Source organism: Polynucleobacter cosmopolitanus (assembly GCF_002224225.1).
Classification (GTDB): Bacteria; Pseudomonadota; Gammaproteobacteria; order Burkholderiales; family Burkholderiaceae; genus Polynucleobacter; species Polynucleobacter cosmopolitanus.
The window spans coordinates 325,842-341,934 of sequence record NZ_NJGG01000002.1 but is presented as its reverse complement, the minus strand read 5'-3'; the positions used below and the strand labels follow the sequence as shown (position 1 = coordinate 341,934).

At 45.2% G+C, this 16,093-nt stretch carries 13 protein-coding genes; 10 read left to right on the top strand and 3 right to left on the bottom strand.

Going from position 1 to position 16,093, the window contains the following annotated elements; translation table 11 throughout:
• Positions 1 to 98 precede the first annotated feature (98 nt).
• The 4 genes from carA to AOC33_RS07250 all read left to right on the top strand — a co-directional run bounded on the left by carA (position 99) and on the right by AOC33_RS07250 (position 5,631).
• Entirely contained in the window at positions 99 to 1,289 is a 1,191-nt protein-coding gene (gene carA / locus AOC33_RS07265; RefSeq protein WP_089516278.1) for a glutamine-hydrolyzing carbamoyl-phosphate synthase small subunit, read from the top strand.
• 9 nt (positions 1,290 to 1,298) lie between these two features.
• Positions 1,299 to 4,544: a carbamoyl-phosphate synthase large subunit gene (carB, locus tag AOC33_RS07260; protein ID WP_089516275.1), complete on the top strand. Its 3,246-nt coding sequence runs from the start codon at positions 1,299 to 1,301 to the stop codon at positions 4,542 to 4,544.
• 123 nt (positions 4,545 to 4,667) lie between these two features.
• On the top strand, positions 4,668 to 5,144 hold the full coding sequence (greA, locus tag AOC33_RS07255) for a transcription elongation factor GreA (RefSeq protein ID WP_089516272.1): 477 nt from the start codon (positions 4,668 to 4,670) through the stop codon (positions 5,142 to 5,144).
• A 16-nt stretch (positions 5,145 to 5,160) separates the two neighbouring features.
• A complete protein-coding gene (locus AOC33_RS07250) occupies positions 5,161 to 5,631 on the top strand; it encodes a DUF4149 domain-containing protein (RefSeq protein WP_219349917.1) in 471 nt (156 codons plus the stop codon).
• Between the two features lie 22 nt (positions 5,632 to 5,653).
• Here AOC33_RS07250 and AOC33_RS07245 read toward each other — a convergent pair whose 3' ends face one another.
• Complete coding sequence (locus AOC33_RS07245) at positions 5,654 to 6,133, bottom strand: YhbY family RNA-binding protein (protein WP_089516269.1); 480 nt, start codon at positions 6,131 to 6,133, stop codon at positions 5,654 to 5,656.
• Positions 6,134 to 6,269: 136 nt separating this feature from the next.
• On the opposite strand from AOC33_RS07245, the gene AOC33_RS07240 reads away from it, so the two are divergent.
• From AOC33_RS07240 to glmM, 4 genes are all read left to right on the top strand, one after another.
• The gene (locus AOC33_RS07240) at positions 6,270 to 6,941 is read left to right on the top strand and encodes an RlmE family RNA methyltransferase (RefSeq protein ID WP_089516266.1); all 672 of its coding nucleotides are present in this window, start codon (positions 6,270 to 6,272) and stop codon (positions 6,939 to 6,941) included.
• A gap of 158 nt (positions 6,942 to 7,099) precedes the next feature.
• Positions 7,100 to 8,983 carry an ATP-dependent zinc metalloprotease FtsH gene (gene ftsH / locus AOC33_RS07235; protein WP_089516263.1) on the top strand — a complete coding sequence of 628 codons (1,884 nt, stop codon included), beginning with the start codon at positions 7,100 to 7,102 and terminating at the stop codon, positions 8,981 to 8,983.
• The gene (folP, locus tag AOC33_RS07230; protein WP_089516260.1) at positions 8,983 to 9,843 is read left to right on the top strand and encodes a dihydropteroate synthase; all 861 of its coding nucleotides are present in this window, start codon (positions 8,983 to 8,985) and stop codon (positions 9,841 to 9,843) included. Before ftsH ends, folP begins: the two co-directional genes overlap by 1 nt.
• A 9-nt stretch (positions 9,844 to 9,852) precedes the next feature.
• A complete protein-coding gene (gene glmM / locus AOC33_RS07225; RefSeq protein WP_089516257.1) occupies positions 9,853 to 11,193 on the top strand; it encodes a phosphoglucosamine mutase in 1,341 nt (446 codons plus the stop codon).
• Between the two features lie 62 nt (positions 11,194 to 11,255).
• Here the strand turns inward: glmM and AOC33_RS07220 are convergent, their stop codons facing one another.
• Both AOC33_RS07220 and AOC33_RS07215 read right to left on the bottom strand, forming a co-directional pair.
• Positions 11,256 to 12,404, bottom strand: coding sequence for a MalY/PatB family protein (locus AOC33_RS07220; protein ID WP_089516255.1), 1,149 nt, complete (start codon positions 12,402 to 12,404; stop codon positions 11,256 to 11,258).
• Positions 12,405 to 12,413: 9 nt separating this feature from the next.
• Positions 12,414 to 12,764 carry a winged helix-turn-helix transcriptional regulator gene (locus AOC33_RS07215; protein ID WP_089516253.1) on the bottom strand — a complete coding sequence of 117 codons (351 nt, stop codon included), beginning with the start codon at positions 12,762 to 12,764 and terminating at the stop codon, positions 12,414 to 12,416.
• A 92-nt stretch (positions 12,765 to 12,856) separates the two neighbouring features.
• Here AOC33_RS07215 and ovoA point away from each other — a divergent pair, with 92 nt between their 5' ends.
• Together ovoA and AOC33_RS07205 are read left to right on the top strand one after the other, a co-directional pair.
• Positions 12,857 to 14,974, top strand: a complete 2,118-nt coding sequence (gene ovoA, locus AOC33_RS07210; protein ID WP_089516251.1) for a 5-histidylcysteine sulfoxide synthase — start codon at positions 12,857 to 12,859, stop codon at positions 14,972 to 14,974.
• Positions 14,959 to 16,062 (top strand): ADP-ribosylglycohydrolase family protein, encoded by a 1,104-nt coding sequence (locus tag AOC33_RS07205; RefSeq protein ID WP_245835633.1) that lies wholly within the window; start codon positions 14,959 to 14,961, stop codon positions 16,060 to 16,062. Before ovoA ends, AOC33_RS07205 begins: the two co-directional genes overlap by 16 nt.
• Positions 16,063 to 16,093 lie beyond the last annotated feature (31 nt).

Here is a 16,093-nt window from a genome sequence, read left to right as displayed (position 1 = left end):
GTTAAATTATTAGATACTTGCCCTAGCGCTTAAAGACACATATACCTCCCGAAAATTCTCAGACCGGAGGTGTCTTTTCCGGATGAGGGATGTGTCGGATGGCAGCAGGGCTTTGGAGAATACCTTTGCTGCCACTAATTCCTTCTTTACCCCCAGCAGTTTTGGCTCTTGCCGATGGAACCATTTTTCCAGGTTACAGCATTGGCGCCGTTGGGCAATCCGCTGGTGAAGTTGTTTTCAATACAGCTTTGACTGGTTATCAAGAAATCCTCACAGACCCAAGTTACACACGTCAAATCGTGACCTTGACCTATCCACACATTGGTAATGTGGGTGTGAATCAACAAGATTGCGAATCTAGCAAAATCTACGCAGCTGGTTTGATCATCAAAGATCTTTCATTGATCGCTTCAAACTTCCGCTCTGAAAAAACATTGAGTGATTATTTAACTGGCGAAAACGTTGTTGGCATCGCTGGCATTGATACACGTAAATTGACACGCATTCTGCGCGACAAGGGTGCTCAGCCGGGCGCCATTGTGACGGGCAAAGTGGGTGACACGATCGCAGTCTTGACTGAAAAAGCATTGGCTGCAGCCAAGAGCTTTCCAGGAATGGCTGGTTTGGATTTGGCGCAAGTGGTGACCACACCTTCGACCTATGAATGGACTGAAGGCGAGTGGAGTCTGAATGCAGATCACGGTAAACCAGGTTTTAACAAATTAGAAAAACCACTCAAGCATGTGGTGGCTTATGACTTTGGTGTGAAGCGCAATATTTTGCGCATGCTCACAGAGCGCGGCTGCAAAATCACGGTGGTACCTGCCAAGACTTCAGCCGCCGACGTGTTGGCCATGAAACCAGATGGCGTGTTTTTCTCAAATGGTCCAGGAGATCCTGAGCCATGCGATTACGCGATTGCAGCAGCTAAAACCATCATCGACAAAGGTATTCCAACATTTGGCATTTGCTTGGGTCATCAAATCATGGGTTTGGCAGCAGGCGCTAAAACTCTCAAAATGAAATTCGGTCATCACGGTGCCAACCATCCAGTCAAAGACTTGGATGATGGTCGTGTGGTGATCACGTCACAAAACCACGGCTTCGCTGTGGATGCAGCAACATTGCCAGCAAATGTAAGACCGACTCATGTGTCTTTGTTTGATGGTTCATTACAAGGATTGGCTTGGACTGATAAGCCAGCTTTTTGTTTCCAAGGTCACCCAGAGGCATCGCCGGGTCCGCATGACATTGCGTACTTGTTTGATCGCTTTATTAAATTGATGTGAGATTGACGAATGCCTAAGCGTACCGACATAAAAAGTATCCTCATTATTGGCGCAGGTCCAATTGTGATTGGACAAGCGTGTGAGTTTGACTACTCAGGCGCGCAAGCTTGTAAAGCATTGCGTTCTGAAGGTTATAAAGTTATTTTAGTTAACAGTAATCCTGCGACCATCATGACGGATCCAGAGATGGCTGATGTGACATACATTGAGCCGATCACTTGGGAAGTAGTTGAACGAATCATCGCTAAAGAAAAACCAGATGCGATTTTGCCGACCATGGGTGGTCAAACAGCTTTGAACTGTGCCTTGGATTTGCACAGACATGGCGTTTTAAAGAAATACGGTTGTGAGCTCATTGGTGCTTCACCAGAGGCCATCGACAAAGCAGAAGATCGTCAAAAGTTCAAAGAAGCAATGACCAAAATCGGTCTTGGTTCAGCCAAGTCTGGGATTGCACATTCACTGGAAGAAGCGAATGCTGTTCAACAACAGATCATGGTTGAAACTGGTAGTTCTGGTTACCCTGTGATCATCCGTCCATCGTTCACGATGGGTGGTTCAGGCGGTGGTATCGCTTATAACCGTGAAGAATTTGAAGAAATTTGTAAACGTGGTCTAGATCTTTCTCCAACGCGTGAACTTCTGATTGAGGAATCACTCTTGGGTTGGAAAGAGTACGAGATGGAAGTGGTGCGTGATCGCAAAGACAACTGCATTATCGTTTGCTCGATTGAAAACTTAGACCCAATGGGTGTGCACACAGGTGATTCAATCACGGTGGCGCCTGCTCAAACATTGACTGATCGCGAATATCAAATTTTACGTAATGCTTCATTGGCTGTATTGCGTGAAATCGGCGTGGACACCGGCGGCTCAAATGTTCAGTTCTCGATTAACCCAGTTGATGGCCGCATGATCGTGATTGAGATGAACCCACGTGTGTCTCGCTCATCAGCTTTGGCATCAAAAGCAACTGGTTTCCCGATCGCTAAGATTGCGGCGAAATTGGCGGTGGGCTTCACTTTGGATGAATTACAAAACGACATCACTGGTGGCAAAACACCGGCATCGTTCGAGCCATCGATTGATTACGTTGTGACGAAGATCCCACGTTTTGCCTTTGAAAAATTTCCAGCTGCTGACAAGCGCTTGACCACTCAGATGAAATCTGTGGGTGAGGTGATGGCGATTGGTAGAACATTCCAAGAATCATTCCAAAAAGCTTTGCGTGGTCTTGAAGTTGGTGTGGATGGTTTGGATGAAAAATCAACAGACTTGGACGAGATCATTCAAGAGATCCGTGAGCCAGGCCCAGACCGCATTTGGTTCTTGGGTGATGCCTTCCGCATGGGCATGAGCAAAGCTGATGCATTCATGCACACAGCGATTGATCCTTGGTTCTTGGCACAAATATCAGAATTGATCGATATTGAAAAGAAGTTAGAAGAGCGCCAATTAAAAGACATGAGCGCGCAAGAATTGCGCTTCGTAAAACAAAAAGGTTTCTCAGATCGTCGTTTGGCCAAGCTCTTAAAGACCAATGCCAAAGCAGTTCGTGAAGCACGTCATGCCTTGAAGGTAAGACCTGTTTATAAGCGCGTTGATACTTGCGCAGCAGAGTTTTCAACCAACACCGCTTACATGTACTCTTGCTACGAAGCAGAACACGGTGAATGCGAATCACAACCAACGACCAAAGAGAAGATCATGGTCTTGGGCGGTGGTCCTAACCGCATTGGTCAAGGTATTGAATTTGATTACTGCTGCGTGCACGCCGCTTTGGCGATGCGTGACGATGGTTATGAAACCATCATGGTCAACTGCAACCCAGAAACAGTGTCTACTGACTATGACACTTCTGATCGCTTGTACTTTGAGCCATTGACACTTGAAGACGTCTTGGAGATCGTTGCGATTGAAAAGCCAAAGGGAGTGATTGTTCAGTATGGTGGTCAAACCCCATTGAAACTAGCACTTGATCTAGAAGCGAATGGTGTACCTATCATTGGTACCAGCCCAGACATGATCGATGCTGCTGAAGACCGCGAACGTTTCCAGAAGCTATTGCAAGACTTAGGTCTGCGTCAGCCACCAAACAGAACAGCTCGTACAGAGCCAGAAGCTCTGAAGTTGGCTGAAGAGATTGGTTACCCCTTGGTGGTTCGTCCATCGTATGTTTTGGGTGGTCGTGCCATGGAAATCGTTCATGACGGTCGTGATCTAGAGCGCTACATGCGTGAAGCGGTGAAGGTTTCTCACGATTCACCAGTGTTGTTAGATAGATTCTTGAACGATGCGATTGAGTGTGATGTGGACTGTATCTCTGATGGTAAGAGAGTCTTCATCGGTGGTGTGATGGAACACATCGAGCAGGCGGGTGTTCACTCAGGTGACTCAGCATGTTCATTGCCGCCATATTCACTATCAAAAGAAACCGTTAATGAGATGCGTCGCCAAACTGCAGCAATGGCCAAAGGCCTCAATGTGATTGGCTTGATGAACGTGCAGTTCGCGATTCAGCAAGTCGATGGCAAAGACATTGTTTATGTTCTTGAAGTGAACCCACGTGCTTCTAGAACAGTGCCATACGTATCAAAAGCAACCGGTTTGCAATTAGCAAAAATTGCGGCTCGCTGTATGGCTGGTCAAAGTTTGGATCAGCAGGGCATTGGTGATGAAGTCATACCGCCATACTTCTCAGTCAAGGAAGCAGTTTTCCCATTCAATAAATTCCCGGGCGTCGACCCAATTCTTGGACCAGAAATGCGTTCAACTGGTGAAGTCATGGGTGTGGGTAAAACCTTTGGTGAGGCCTTGTTTAAATCACAATTGGCAGCCAGCACCACCTTGCCTAAGTCAGGAGCGGTGTTGTTAACCGTCAAAGACAGTGATAAAGCCAAGGCTGTTGAAGTGGCACAAATGCTTCACGACATGGGTTATTCCATTGTCGCAACACAAGGCACTGCTGATGCGATTGAGAAGGCCGGTGTGCCAGTCAAGCGCGTGAACAAAGTCAAAGATGGTCGCCCGCACATTGTGGACATGATCAAAAATGGTGAAATTGAGTTGGTGTTCACCACCGTTGATGAAACCAGAGCGGCCATTGCGGACTCAAGATCCATCAGAACAACCGCACAAGCAAATCGCGTGACTTATTACACCACCATCAGTGGTGCTAAGGCAGCGGTTGCTGGAATTAAAGCGATTGATCAACTCGAGGTTTACGACTTGCAGGGCTTGCACGCTTCTTTATAAGATATCGGCTAAGATATCCTATAAATTAGAAGTAAACTAAAAATTAATACGAAAAACAACAATGACTGGTAGAGAACTACCAGTCATTTGTTATTAGATTAACTAGATTTTGGAAGTAGATTGATGAGTACCATTCCCATTACAAAACATGGCGCTGAATTATTAAAGCAAGAGTTGCAAAACTTGAAACACGTTGAGCGCCCATCTGTGATCAATTCAATCTCTGAGGCTCGTGCTCAGGGTGACTTGTCTGAAAACGCTGAATACGATGCCGCTAAAGAAAAACAAGCTTTCATCGAAGGTCGTATTCAAGAGTTAGAAGGCAAGTTGGCAGCAGCGCAAATCATTGATCCATCAACATTGGATGTTGAAGGCCGTATTGTTTTTGGCGCTACCGTTGAAATTGAAGATTTAGAAAATGGCAAAAAAGTCACTTACCAAATCGTCGGTGATGACGAGGCAGATTTAGAGGCCAACAAGATTTCTATCAGTTCACCAATTGCCAGAGCGCTGATCGGTAAAGAAGAGGGTGATGTGGCGACGTTCTCATCCCCAGGCGGCAGTCGTGAAGTTGAAATTCTGAACGTCAAATACATTTAATCTAGTAATCTTTTAGATGCACATCACCGCCCAACGAGTTTTTGTTTTTATCTTGACTCTTTGGGTGGGTAGCATCATCACAGTGGGTTACATTGTTACTCCCACCTTGTTTGCAACTCTCTCAGATTCTCAAGTCGCTGGTATGGTTGCTGGAGCATTGTTCCGCATTGAGGGAGTCATCAGCATGATTCTCAGTGTCGGCTTGATTGTCTTTGCTAACTTATTGGTCAAACGTGGCTGTGGACGTTATAAAAACATTCGCTGGTATTTATTGGCCATGCTGATTTGTGCAGTCATCTCAGCATTTTTTTTGGAGCCGATGATGGACTCTTTGCGTGAGGAGGCTCTGAGTCATGGCTTTCCGGTGATGCTCTCACCCTTGGCTGAAACATTCAGCAGACTTCATACTTTTGCAAGTAGTGTGTATCTGCTGCAATCTTTGATTGGTTTGGTGCTCTTGTGGCGCTTGAGCAAGCCGATAGATTAATGAATAAGTAAGAGCTTAAAAATTAACGGCTGAGCTGTTTCTTTTTGGCGCTGGTTTGACGCGGTTTGGCGCGCTTCACTTGACCGCCGGCAGCCACACGTTCATTGCCAAGCACAGTGGTGGCCACTGGTTTTGGACGACGTTGTGGATTGCGGGTGAATTTCTTCACCATCACTACTTTAGGGCCACCAGATTTACCGCGACGCTTTTCGGTGACTTCTTTTTCTACCTTGGGTCTAAAAAGAACCAATAACTTACCAATGTGTTGAATCGGTGCTGCATTTAATTCATCACACAATTGGTTGTAGATCGCTACACGGGCTTCGCGATCGTCGCCAAAAACGCGAACTTTGATCAAGCCATGGAAATTAAGGCCATTGTTCACTTCTTTGACAACTGCTGGCGTTAAGCCATCAGCACCAATTAAAACAATGGGTTTTAACGCATGAGCGTCTGAGCGGTGTGCCGAACGTTCGGCAGAGGATAATTCAAGTATTGGCATAGAAATTTCTTTGGAAGACCTCAATGATAAGGCATTAAATTGCAAAGTATGGGGTGCCAGATGAAAAAGAGCGGAAAATAGCGACCTAATGATAAAAAATGAGTGAATCACTCATTGAACACAGAAGTGGAACAGAGTGGCAAAGAATAAATTTAATAAAGACTGGTTGAACGATCATCTGAACGACCCCTACGTCAAAATGGCGCAAAGGGAAGGGTATCGTGCGCGTGCAGCCTATAAATTAAAAGAAATTGACGAGCAAGATCGTTTGATTGGTCCTGGCATGGTAGTGGTTGACTTGGGCAGTACGCCTGGTAGCTGGTCTCAATATGCCCGCAATCGTTTGGTTGAGTTTGGCAAAAAGAATGCAGACACCCCCGATGGCAAACCTTTTGGCAAAATCATCGCCATTGATATGTTGCCCATGGAAGACATCGCTGATGTGACCTTTTTACAAGGTGACTTCCGTGAGGAAGTGATTTTGAGGCAATTCGAAGCTTTACTGCCTGGTAATCCTGCTGATGGCCCAAGGGTGGACTTGGTTTTATCAGATATGGCACCGAACTTATCAGGTGTTTCAACTGCCGATTCGGCCAGAATGGGGCATTTGGCTGATTTGGCTTTAGAGTTCTCTCAGGCCCACCTAAAACCCAATGGGGCTTTATTGATCAAGTGTTTCCATGGCAGTGGCTACAGTCAAGTCGTGGAATCCTTCAAAAAAGTCTTCAAAATAGTCACTCCCAGAAAGCCAAAAGCTTCGAGAGACAAATCGGCTGAAACTTTTCTCTTAGGAAAACACCTTAAGTGAGTGTTTAACCTCAGCACGAAAACCCCTCAAAAACCCCCTGAAAATGGCTAAAACCATAACAAATCTATGGGATTTAGCGACTTTTTTAGTCAAGCACTTGAAAAGGGGAGGGAGTAGAATCATATGGTGTATAGATATATCCGCCTTAAGGAGGCTTTGTGAACAATAATTTGATGCAGAAAATTGGTGTGTGGCTCATCGTGGGCCTCGTGCTGTTCACTGTCTTCAAGCAATTCGATAAGCCACGCGCTCAAGAGAGCATTACTTATTCTCAATTCATGGAAGATGCCAAAAATGGCAAAGTGAAGAGGGTGGATGTTCAAGGTCGCAATATTCAAGTAGTGCCAATGGATGGCCAGAAATATTCTGTTCTAAGCCCTGGCGATATTTGGATGGTTGGCGACTTGATGAAATACGGCGTTCAAGTGACTGGTAAAGCAGAAGAAGAGCAAAGTCTCTTGGTCTCTGCTTTGTACTACTTGGGCCCAACATTGTTGATCATTGGTTTTTGGTTCTTGATGATGCGCCAAATGCAAGGTGGTGGCAAAGGCGGAGCATTCTCATTTGGTAAATCAAAAGCCCGCTTGATTGATGAAAATACAAATGCTGTCACATTTGCTGATGTGGCTGGATGTGATGAAGCCAAAGAAGAGGTTTTTGAGCTCGTTGATTTCTTAAAGGATCCGACGAAATTCCAAAAGCTGGGTGGTCACATTCCAAGAGGCGTGCTCTTGGTAGGTCCTCCAGGAACAGGTAAAACATTATTGGCAAAAGCCATCGCTGGTGAAGCCAAGGTGCCTTTCTTTGCAATCTCAGGCTCAGACTTCGTTGAGATGTTTGTTGGTGTTGGTGCAGCTCGAGTGCGCGACATGTTTGAGAACGCTAAAAAACAAGCGCCTTGTATCGTCTTCATCGATGAGATCGATGCCGTTGGTCGCCATCGTGGCGCTGGTATGGGCGGTGGTAATGATGAGCGCGAGCAAACGCTGAACCAGATGTTGGTTGAGATGGATGGTTTCGAGCCTAACAGCGGCGTGATCGTGATTGCTGCCACTAACCGTTCAGATGTGCTTGATAAAGCATTGTTGCGCCCAGGCCGTTTTGACCGTCAAGTGTATGTTGGCTTGCCTGACATCCGTGGTCGCGAACAGATTCTTAAGGTGCATATGCGCAAGGTGCCTATCAGCACCGACGTTGATGCAGCCGTGTTGGCTCGTGGCACACCAGGATTCTCAGGCGCAGACTTGGCCAACTTGGTGAACGAATCAGCTTTGTTTGCAGCACGTCGCAATAAGCGCACAGTTGACATGCAAGACTTTGAAGATGCGAAAGACAAAATCTTCATGGGTCCTGAGCGCAAGTCTGCGGTCATGCGTGAAGAAGAGCGTCGTAACACGGCTTATCACGAATCAGGCCATGCAGTTGTGGCAAAAGTATTACCGAAGGCTGACCCTGTTCACAAGGTCAGCATCATGCCGCGCGGTTGGGCATTGGGTGTGACTTGGCAATTGCCTGAGCATGACCGTGTGAACATGTACAAAGACAAGATGTTGGAAGAGATTTCAATTTTGTTCGGCGGTCGTTTGGCTGAAGAAATTTTCTTGAACTCCAGCAGCACTGGTGCATCGAATGACTTTGAGCGTGCCACCAAAATGGCGCGTGACATGGTCACTCGTTACGGCATGAGTGAAGTGCTTGGCACAATGGTTTATGTCGATCCTGATCAGCAAAGCATGTTTGGTCCGGTGAGCTCTAAGTCAGTGTCTGAGGCGACCCAGCAAAAAGTAGACGTTGAGATCCGTGCGATTCTTGACAAGCAATATGCTGTGGCCAAGAAGATTCTTGAAGACAACCGTGACAAAGTAGAAGTCATGGTCAAGGCTTTGCTTGAATGGGAAACCATCGATGCAGATCAAGTCAATGACATCATGGCTGGTAAAGATCCACGTCCACCGAAGTACCCACCAAGCGCGCCTAACAATGGCGGCGGCACTGGCGGTACAACAGTGGTTGCCGAAGGGGGCGCCCCAGCGGCGGCTTAATGGCAAAGCATGACTTAACGCCCGTGGCATGGCGCTGCGGGCGTTTTCTTTTTGACTGGCGCAAACGCACTGCTCCAGTGGTGATGGGCATTCTCAATGTCACACCGGACTCTTTTTCTGACGGCGGTCTTTTTGCCAATCATGATGCAGCACTCAAGCAAGCTGAACGATTGATTGCTGAAGGGGCAGAGATGATTGATGTGGGTGGTGAGTCGAGTCGTCCAGGTTCTGAACCTTTGTCGTTGCAAGAAGAGTTAGATCGCGTCATGCCTATCTTGGAAGCACTTAAAGATGCGCCTGTGGCGATTTCAGTGGATACCTATAAAGCAAAAGTGATGGCAGCAGCTATCAATCTTGGCATTGATTGCGTGAATGATATTTGGGCATTCAGACAACCGCATGCGAGTGAAGCAATTAAAAATAGTGCCTGTGGAGTGATGCTCATGCACATGCAAAAAGATCCAAGCACGATGCAATTTGATCCGCAATACAAAGATGTGGTAGCCGAGGTGAATGGCTTCTTGATGGAGCGATGCGTTGCTTTAGAAGACGAAGGCGTTGAGCGCGATCGTTTGGCGATTGACCCAGGTTTTGGTTTTGGTAAAACCTTGGAGCACAACATGACCATGTTGGCCCACTTTCAAGAATTCTGCCAGCATGGCTTACCGGTGGTCGCAGGGCTCTCTAGAAAATCCAGTTTGGGTGCCATCACTGGCAAAGATATGGCCCACCGTCAAACAGCCAGTGTGGCGGCAGCTATGATGGCTTTAGAGCGGGGTGCCAAGGTATTGCGGGTGCATGACGTTGATCAAACCATGGACGCAGTCAAAATTTGGGTGGCCGCCCAAGAATACTTATAAAATACATACATGACACGTCAATATTTTGGTACAGATGGTATTCGTGGGGAAGTCGGTAAGTTTCCGATCGTCCCTGACTTTGTGATGCGCTTGGGTTACGCAGCAGGTCAAGTATTGGCGAAAAATGCCGGTACTCATGGCAAGCCCACTGTATTGATTGGTAAAGACACCCGTCTTTCAGGATACTTGTTAGAAGCTGCTTTAGAAGCTGGCTTCTCAGCGGCAGGTGTGGATGTGATGTTATGTGGGCCGATGCCAACTCCAGCCGTGGCTTATCTCACCAGAACGCTCCGATTATCTGCAGGCGTTGTGATCTCTGCTTCACACAATCCGTATCACGACAATGGCATTAAATTCTTTTCTGCCCATGGTGACAAATTAGACGATGCTGTTGAATTGCAAATCGAAGCAGCCCTCAATGAGCCAATGAACTGTGTTGATTCAGCTCACTTGGGTAAAGCAAAGCGTTTGGATGATGCAACTGGTCGCTATATTGAATTTTGTAAGAGCACCTTTCCGAATCACTTGAGTCTTCATGGCCTCAAATTGGTGGTGGACTGTGCTCACGGTGCGGCTTATCACATCGCTCCGCACGTGTTCCATGAATTGGGCGCTGAAGTTGTTTCAATTGGCATTCATCCAAATGGTAAAAACATCAATGATGGTGTGGGTGCCACAGCACCGAAAGCATTGATTGAAAAAGTCAAAGAAGAAAAAGCTGATTTAGGGATTGCTTTGGATGGTGATGCTGATCGTCTGCAATTGGTAGATGCTCATGGCAGATTGTTCAATGGTGATGAACTGCTTTACTTGATTGCTAAAGCCAGAAAAGATGCTGGTGAGTCTGTCAAGGGTGTGGTTGGTACTTTGATGACCAATCTTGCCGTTGAAAAAGCCATTCAGGCTGAAGGCATTCAATTTGAGCGCGCCAAAGTGGGCGATCGATATGTGCTTGAGAAGCTAAAAGAAAATAATTGGCAATTGGGTGGTGAGGGCTCTGGGCATCTCATTTGTTTAGATAAGCACACCACGGGTGATGGCATTGTGGCGGCACTTCAAGTGTTGTCTGCCATGAAGCAAAGCCAACAAAGTTTGGCAGAACTTTTAGAGAAGGTCACCTTGTTCCCGCAAACATTAACGAATGTTCGTTACCAGCAAGATTACGACTGGAAATCAGATGCTAAGCTCAAAGAAGCTGTTGAGCATGCTGAAAAAGAACTCAAAGGCACTGGTCGCGTATTAATTAGAGCCTCTGGCACTGAGCCTTTATTGCGTGTCATGGTTGAAGCTCAAAATTCTCAGCAATCGAAAGATTTGGCTCAGAAAATTGCTGCAGTTATTCCGGTTTAATTCAGTCATCGGCGTTCAAAAAATCTGCAGGATTTAACAGAAAATAATTTTTCTAATAAAGATTAATTGCTTGAGTTGATTGCAGTTTCAATTCTTTTGAGGGCCTCAATCAGTGTTGCTTTTGGTACGCCAAAATTTAAACGCCCAAATTGACTATATTCATTACCAAATTGATTCCCTGCAGATAAGGCAAGGCCATTTTTTATCAGATGCGCTTGAACGTTATCCCAACCTAGCTGACTAAAATCAAGCCAGGCAAGGTAGGTTGCTTCGGAGTTCTTCCAGGTGACTTGATCGTGATGGCTGAGCCAATCTCTGATTAAGTCACGATTACCTCTTAGATATTGAATCAGTTCAAGGTGCCAGGGTCCTCCCTCATCAATTGCCGTCGCAGTGGCTGTGTAGGCGAGGGCATTAGGATGGTGTGCTTGAGCGGCCATATAGCTTTGGAGTTTTTTGCGAATATCTGGGTTGGTGCAGACGCACCAAGATAAACCAATCCCTGGAAAATTAAATGCCTTATTGAGTGACATGAGGGTAATGGTTCTGTTTGATATTTCGGGGCTAAAGCTTGCTATTGGCGTATGTTTGACATTCTCATCTAAAACAAGCTGAGCATGAATTTCATCACTACAAATTAATAAATCTTTTTCAACGCAAAGCTGGCCAATTTCTAGCAGTTCATTCTTGGATAAAACAGTACCGCCTGGATTTTGCGGGTTGCAAATCATCAATAGCTTTGTATTGGGTTGAATGGCTTTTTGAAGTTCTTCAAGATCAAAGACCCAGCGATCGTTACTGACTTTTAAATGGGTCGAGCTGTAAGCTCGATGAGCTTGTTGCATGGCCAAGAAGAAGTGGTGATAAATCGGCGCTGGCAGGATGGCATGATCATCATGATTCATTAAGACTTTGGGAATCATGTATAAGCTTGGTACAACCCCAGCACAAACTAGAATATCTTCCTGGTCGACTGACCACTGAAACTCTTTCTTTAAATAGGCTTGAATTTTTTCAGTTAGATCTCCTTGATGAGAGTAGCCAAGGATGCCATGCTCAATGCGCTTAACTAATGCAGTTTGTATTTCAGGAGCGATGGCAAAGTCCATATCAGCAACAGATAAAGGCAATATGTCTGATGATTCATACTGATCCCATCGACTTGAATTGGTGTTTCGTCGATCAATAATCTTGTCAAATGAATAAGTCATATCATTATCTTATGCGGGGAGGGCCATGAGGTCCGGAATGTGCTCATCTAACCAGTCATCCAGGGTTGTCAGGACATTGTTAAAAGATTTTCCAAATTCAGTTAATGAATATTCAACCTTGGGTGGGATCGTTTTGAAGTCGTGTCGCGCAACCAGGCCGTTGATTTCTAATCGGCGAATTGTTTGGGTCAGCATTTTTTGTGAAATGCCCTGAATTTGAGTCATCAACTGCCCGTTGCGCAGAGCGCCATTTGCCAGTGCGTGCAATACTAGAAGCGCCCATTTATCGCCGATCAGTTCAATGAAGCGACGAGATGGGCAGGCTTTGAAGCAAGGGTTAATTTTGCGATTGGAGTTCATAATAGCCTTTAGGAACTAAAAGGTGCGTACTTTACCTTTATAAAGTATATCAATACTATAATCATTTGCATACTGAACTTGAAATAAAAAATATGAATAAAAAATTTCCACGCACGCCTTTTTTGGCGGGTGCAGATGTTGAAATCAAAAGAAATGAATTATTAAATTATTTTCACGCTACTTTTGATCGTTATGAATCACTATTTGAATTGTTGAATTGTGAAGATGCTTTTTATAAAAAAGCTATTTCTTTAAGACATCCCCTCATTTTTTATTTTGGTCATACAGCGACATTTTTTATTAATAAATTTATGGTTGCGGGCTTAATTGACAAGCCAATTGATCAAAGACTTGAGTCAATGTTTGCTGTTGGTGTTGATGAGATGAGCTGGGATGATTTGAATGATGCTCGTTATGACTGGCCAACTGTGGACGAAGTAAGGGCTTATAGAAAAAAAGTAAGAGAAGTTGTTGAGGGTGTTATCAAAAATACGCCATTCACTCTTCCGATTGGTTGGAGCGATCCTTTTTGGATTGTATTAATGGGCATTGAGCATGAGCGCATTCATTTAGAAACATCCTCGGTACTGATTCGCCAGCATGCTTTGAGCTATGTTAAGCCGCATCCCGATTGGCAGCCTTGTCGAGATGGTGGAGATGCACCTACAAATACCTTGGTGGATATTCCTGGTGGTCAAGTAACATTAGGACGCCAACTCACTGACCCTATATATGGATGGGATAACGAATACGGCCATCACCATGCTGAAGTATCAAAGTTTCAGGCTTCTAAATACTTAGTTACTAATGGTGAGTTTCTGGAATTTGTTGAAAATGATGGTTATAACAATGATCGTTATTGGGATGAGGAAGGGCTTGCATGGAAAAAGTTTGCAAAAGTTACCCATCCCACATTCTGGGTTAAAGATAGTTTGGGTGCATGGAAGTTACGTCTTTTAGCTGAAGAAGTTCCTATGCCATGGGATTGGCCTGTTGAAACTAATTGTCTCGAAAGTAGGGCTTTTTGCCGTTGGAAATCGGAAGAGTCTGACTTACCAGTTCGGCTCCCAACTGAAGATGAGTGGAATCGAATCTACGATCATGTGCAGCTGTCTGATGTACCGCATGCCAGCTTGGCCAATGGGAACCTTCATTTGGATCATTGGGCATCAAGCTGCCCAGTCACTCGTTTTTCTCACGGTGACTTAAATGATGTCGTTGGTAATGTTTGGCAATGGTGCGAAACACCAACCTATCCATTTGATGGCTTTGATGTACATCCAGTCTATGATGATTTCACCAGCCCGACTTTTGATGAGCGTCATAACATTATTAAAGGGGGTAGTTGGATGTCTGCTGGAAATGAATCGCGACATGTGTCGAGATATGCTTTTAGAAGACATTTTTTCCAGCATGCAGGTTTTCGCTACATCGTGACCGATACACCGATCACAAACCCAGCTTCTACTTATGAAACAGATGCGATGGTTTCTCTTTATGATGAATTTCATTATGGGGACGATGCCTTAGGTGTTCCTAATTTCATGAAGGCAATGTCTGAGCTATCCATTGAGGCTCATCGCCTCCACGGCAATGGCAAACAAGCCAGGGCTTTAGATTTAGGTTGTGCTACAGGTCGAGCAACCTTTGAGTTAGCGAAGTTTTTTGACAAAGTCATTGGTATTGATTTTTCTGCTCGTTTTATTCAAGTAGGAATGCGCATGGCGGAATTAGGTTCAATACGCTATTCGATTCCAGTAGAAGGTGATTTAACCAGTTACCATGAGCGCCGCTTAGATGATTTGGGATTGAATGAAACTGTTAATAAAGTTGAATTCTGGCAAGGTGATGCTTGTAATCTAAAAGATATCCATACTCATTTCGATCTTATTCTTGCTGCTAATTTGATTGATCGTCTCTATTCTCCAAGACGCTTCCTTGAGTTAATTTCTGAGCGTTTAAACCATGGTGGATTGCTTGTGTTGGCATCACCCTATACGTGGTTGGAGGAGTACACGAAAAAATCAGAGTGGATTGGTGGGTTTAAAAAAGATGGTGAATCATTCACTACTTTAGATGGTCTGAAAGAAATATTGGGGGCCAATTTTTCTTTGGTTGAGGGTCCTAAGGCTGTGCCATTTACTATTCGAGAAACGGCTCGGAAGTACCAACACACTTTAAGTGAGGTCACAGTATGGAAGCGCAAATAATGTCAGCGGAAGACAAGGCTCTTTTAAGAGATCGTTCGCTCGGTGCTGTGATGGGTGCCTTTATTGGAGATGCCTTGGGGGTTGGTCCGCACTGGTATTACGATCTTGATCAGCTGGTCCATGATTATGGACCGTGGATTGATGGCTACACACAAGCTAAAGTAGGGCGCTATCATGAGCACCTTTGTCCAGGGCAGTCTTCACAATCAGGCGTTATTCTTGAATTAATGCTGCGCTCCCTTGTTGAAAAAGGGGCTTATGATGAAGCAGATTTTTGTCAGCGACTAGATCAGGATCTTTTTCCGCTTTTAGATGGCACGCCAATGAATGGTCCAGGCGGCTACACCAGTCAATCAATTCGTGATGCTTGGCGTAAACGAGTGATTGAGGGTCTTCCATGGGGAAGTATTGCTGGTAATGCAGATAACACTGAAGCAGTTGAACGCATTATTCCTATTGCTATACGCTACGCACTTAGACCATCTGAATTAGCTCGTGCTGTCATAGCTAATACATCTTTAACCCAAAATGATGGCACAGTTTTGGCCATGACTGCAGCTTACGGTTCGGTGCTTGGCATGTTAATTGAGGGGCATCGTTTAGATGAGAAGATCTCAGAAAAATTACTGATGCGAGTTAAAGCAGGTGTGTTGCCATTTCATACCATTACAAAAGGTAAGTTAGAGGCTCCTGATAAAAATCAAAAAGAGAACCGTGTTGATGGGGTATTTCCATCTCCGGATGCCTTATTGACGCCATCAAATATTGCGCGTGCTGCAAACGATCCGGCTATTTCAATTGAACCAGCCTCTAAGGTGGGTTTGTTGTATGGTTTGCCTTGTGCTGTTTATCACCAATTCCCAGCTGCCTATTACTTAGCCGCACGTTTTTCTAATGATTTTGAATCTGCCGTATTACACGCTATCAATGGCGGCGGGCAGAATCTTTCTAGAGCAATGCTGTCTGGAACTCTCGCTGGTGCGATGGTCGGTTTATCTGGTATCCCTGAGCGATTTATTGCAGGACTGGATCGTGCTGATTCTTTATTGGGGCTTGCCAATCAATTGGTTGATGACATGCTTGCTTGAGCTATTTTGGGTATCTGATCGGTTAAATCAG

What these genes read in the sequence shown, in the direction of transcription:
- carA (WP_089516278.1), top strand. Translation starts at nt 99, where the DNA reads ATGGCAGCAGGGCTTTGGAGAATACCTTTGCTGCCACTAATTCCTTCT.
- carB (WP_089516275.1), top strand. Translation starts at nt 1,299, where the DNA reads ATGCCTAAGCGTACCGACATAAAAAGTATCCTCATTATTGGCGCAGGT.
- greA (WP_089516272.1), top strand. Translation starts at nt 4,668, where the DNA reads ATGAGTACCATTCCCATTACAAAACATGGCGCTGAATTATTAAAGCAA.
- AOC33_RS07250 (WP_219349917.1), top strand. Translation starts at nt 5,161, where the DNA reads ATGCACATCACCGCCCAACGAGTTTTTGTTTTTATCTTGACTCTTTGG.
- AOC33_RS07245 (WP_089516269.1), bottom strand. Translation starts at nt 6,133, where the DNA reads ATGCCAATACTTGAATTATCCTCTGCCGAACGTTCGGCACACCGCTCA.
- folP (WP_089516260.1), top strand. Translation starts at nt 8,983, where the DNA reads ATGGCAAAGCATGACTTAACGCCCGTGGCATGGCGCTGCGGGCGTTTT.
- glmM (WP_089516257.1), top strand. Translation starts at nt 9,853, where the DNA reads ATGACACGTCAATATTTTGGTACAGATGGTATTCGTGGGGAAGTCGGT.
- AOC33_RS07220 (WP_089516255.1), bottom strand. Translation starts at nt 12,404, where the DNA reads ATGACTTATTCATTTGACAAGATTATTGATCGACGAAACACCAATTCA.
- AOC33_RS07215 (WP_089516253.1), bottom strand. Translation starts at nt 12,764, where the DNA reads ATGAACTCCAATCGCAAAATTAACCCTTGCTTCAAAGCCTGCCCATCT.
- ovoA (WP_089516251.1), top strand. Translation starts at nt 12,857, where the DNA reads ATGAATAAAAAATTTCCACGCACGCCTTTTTTGGCGGGTGCAGATGTT.
- AOC33_RS07205 (WP_245835633.1), top strand. Translation starts at nt 14,959, where the DNA reads ATGGAAGCGCAAATAATGTCAGCGGAAGACAAGGCTCTTTTAAGAGAT.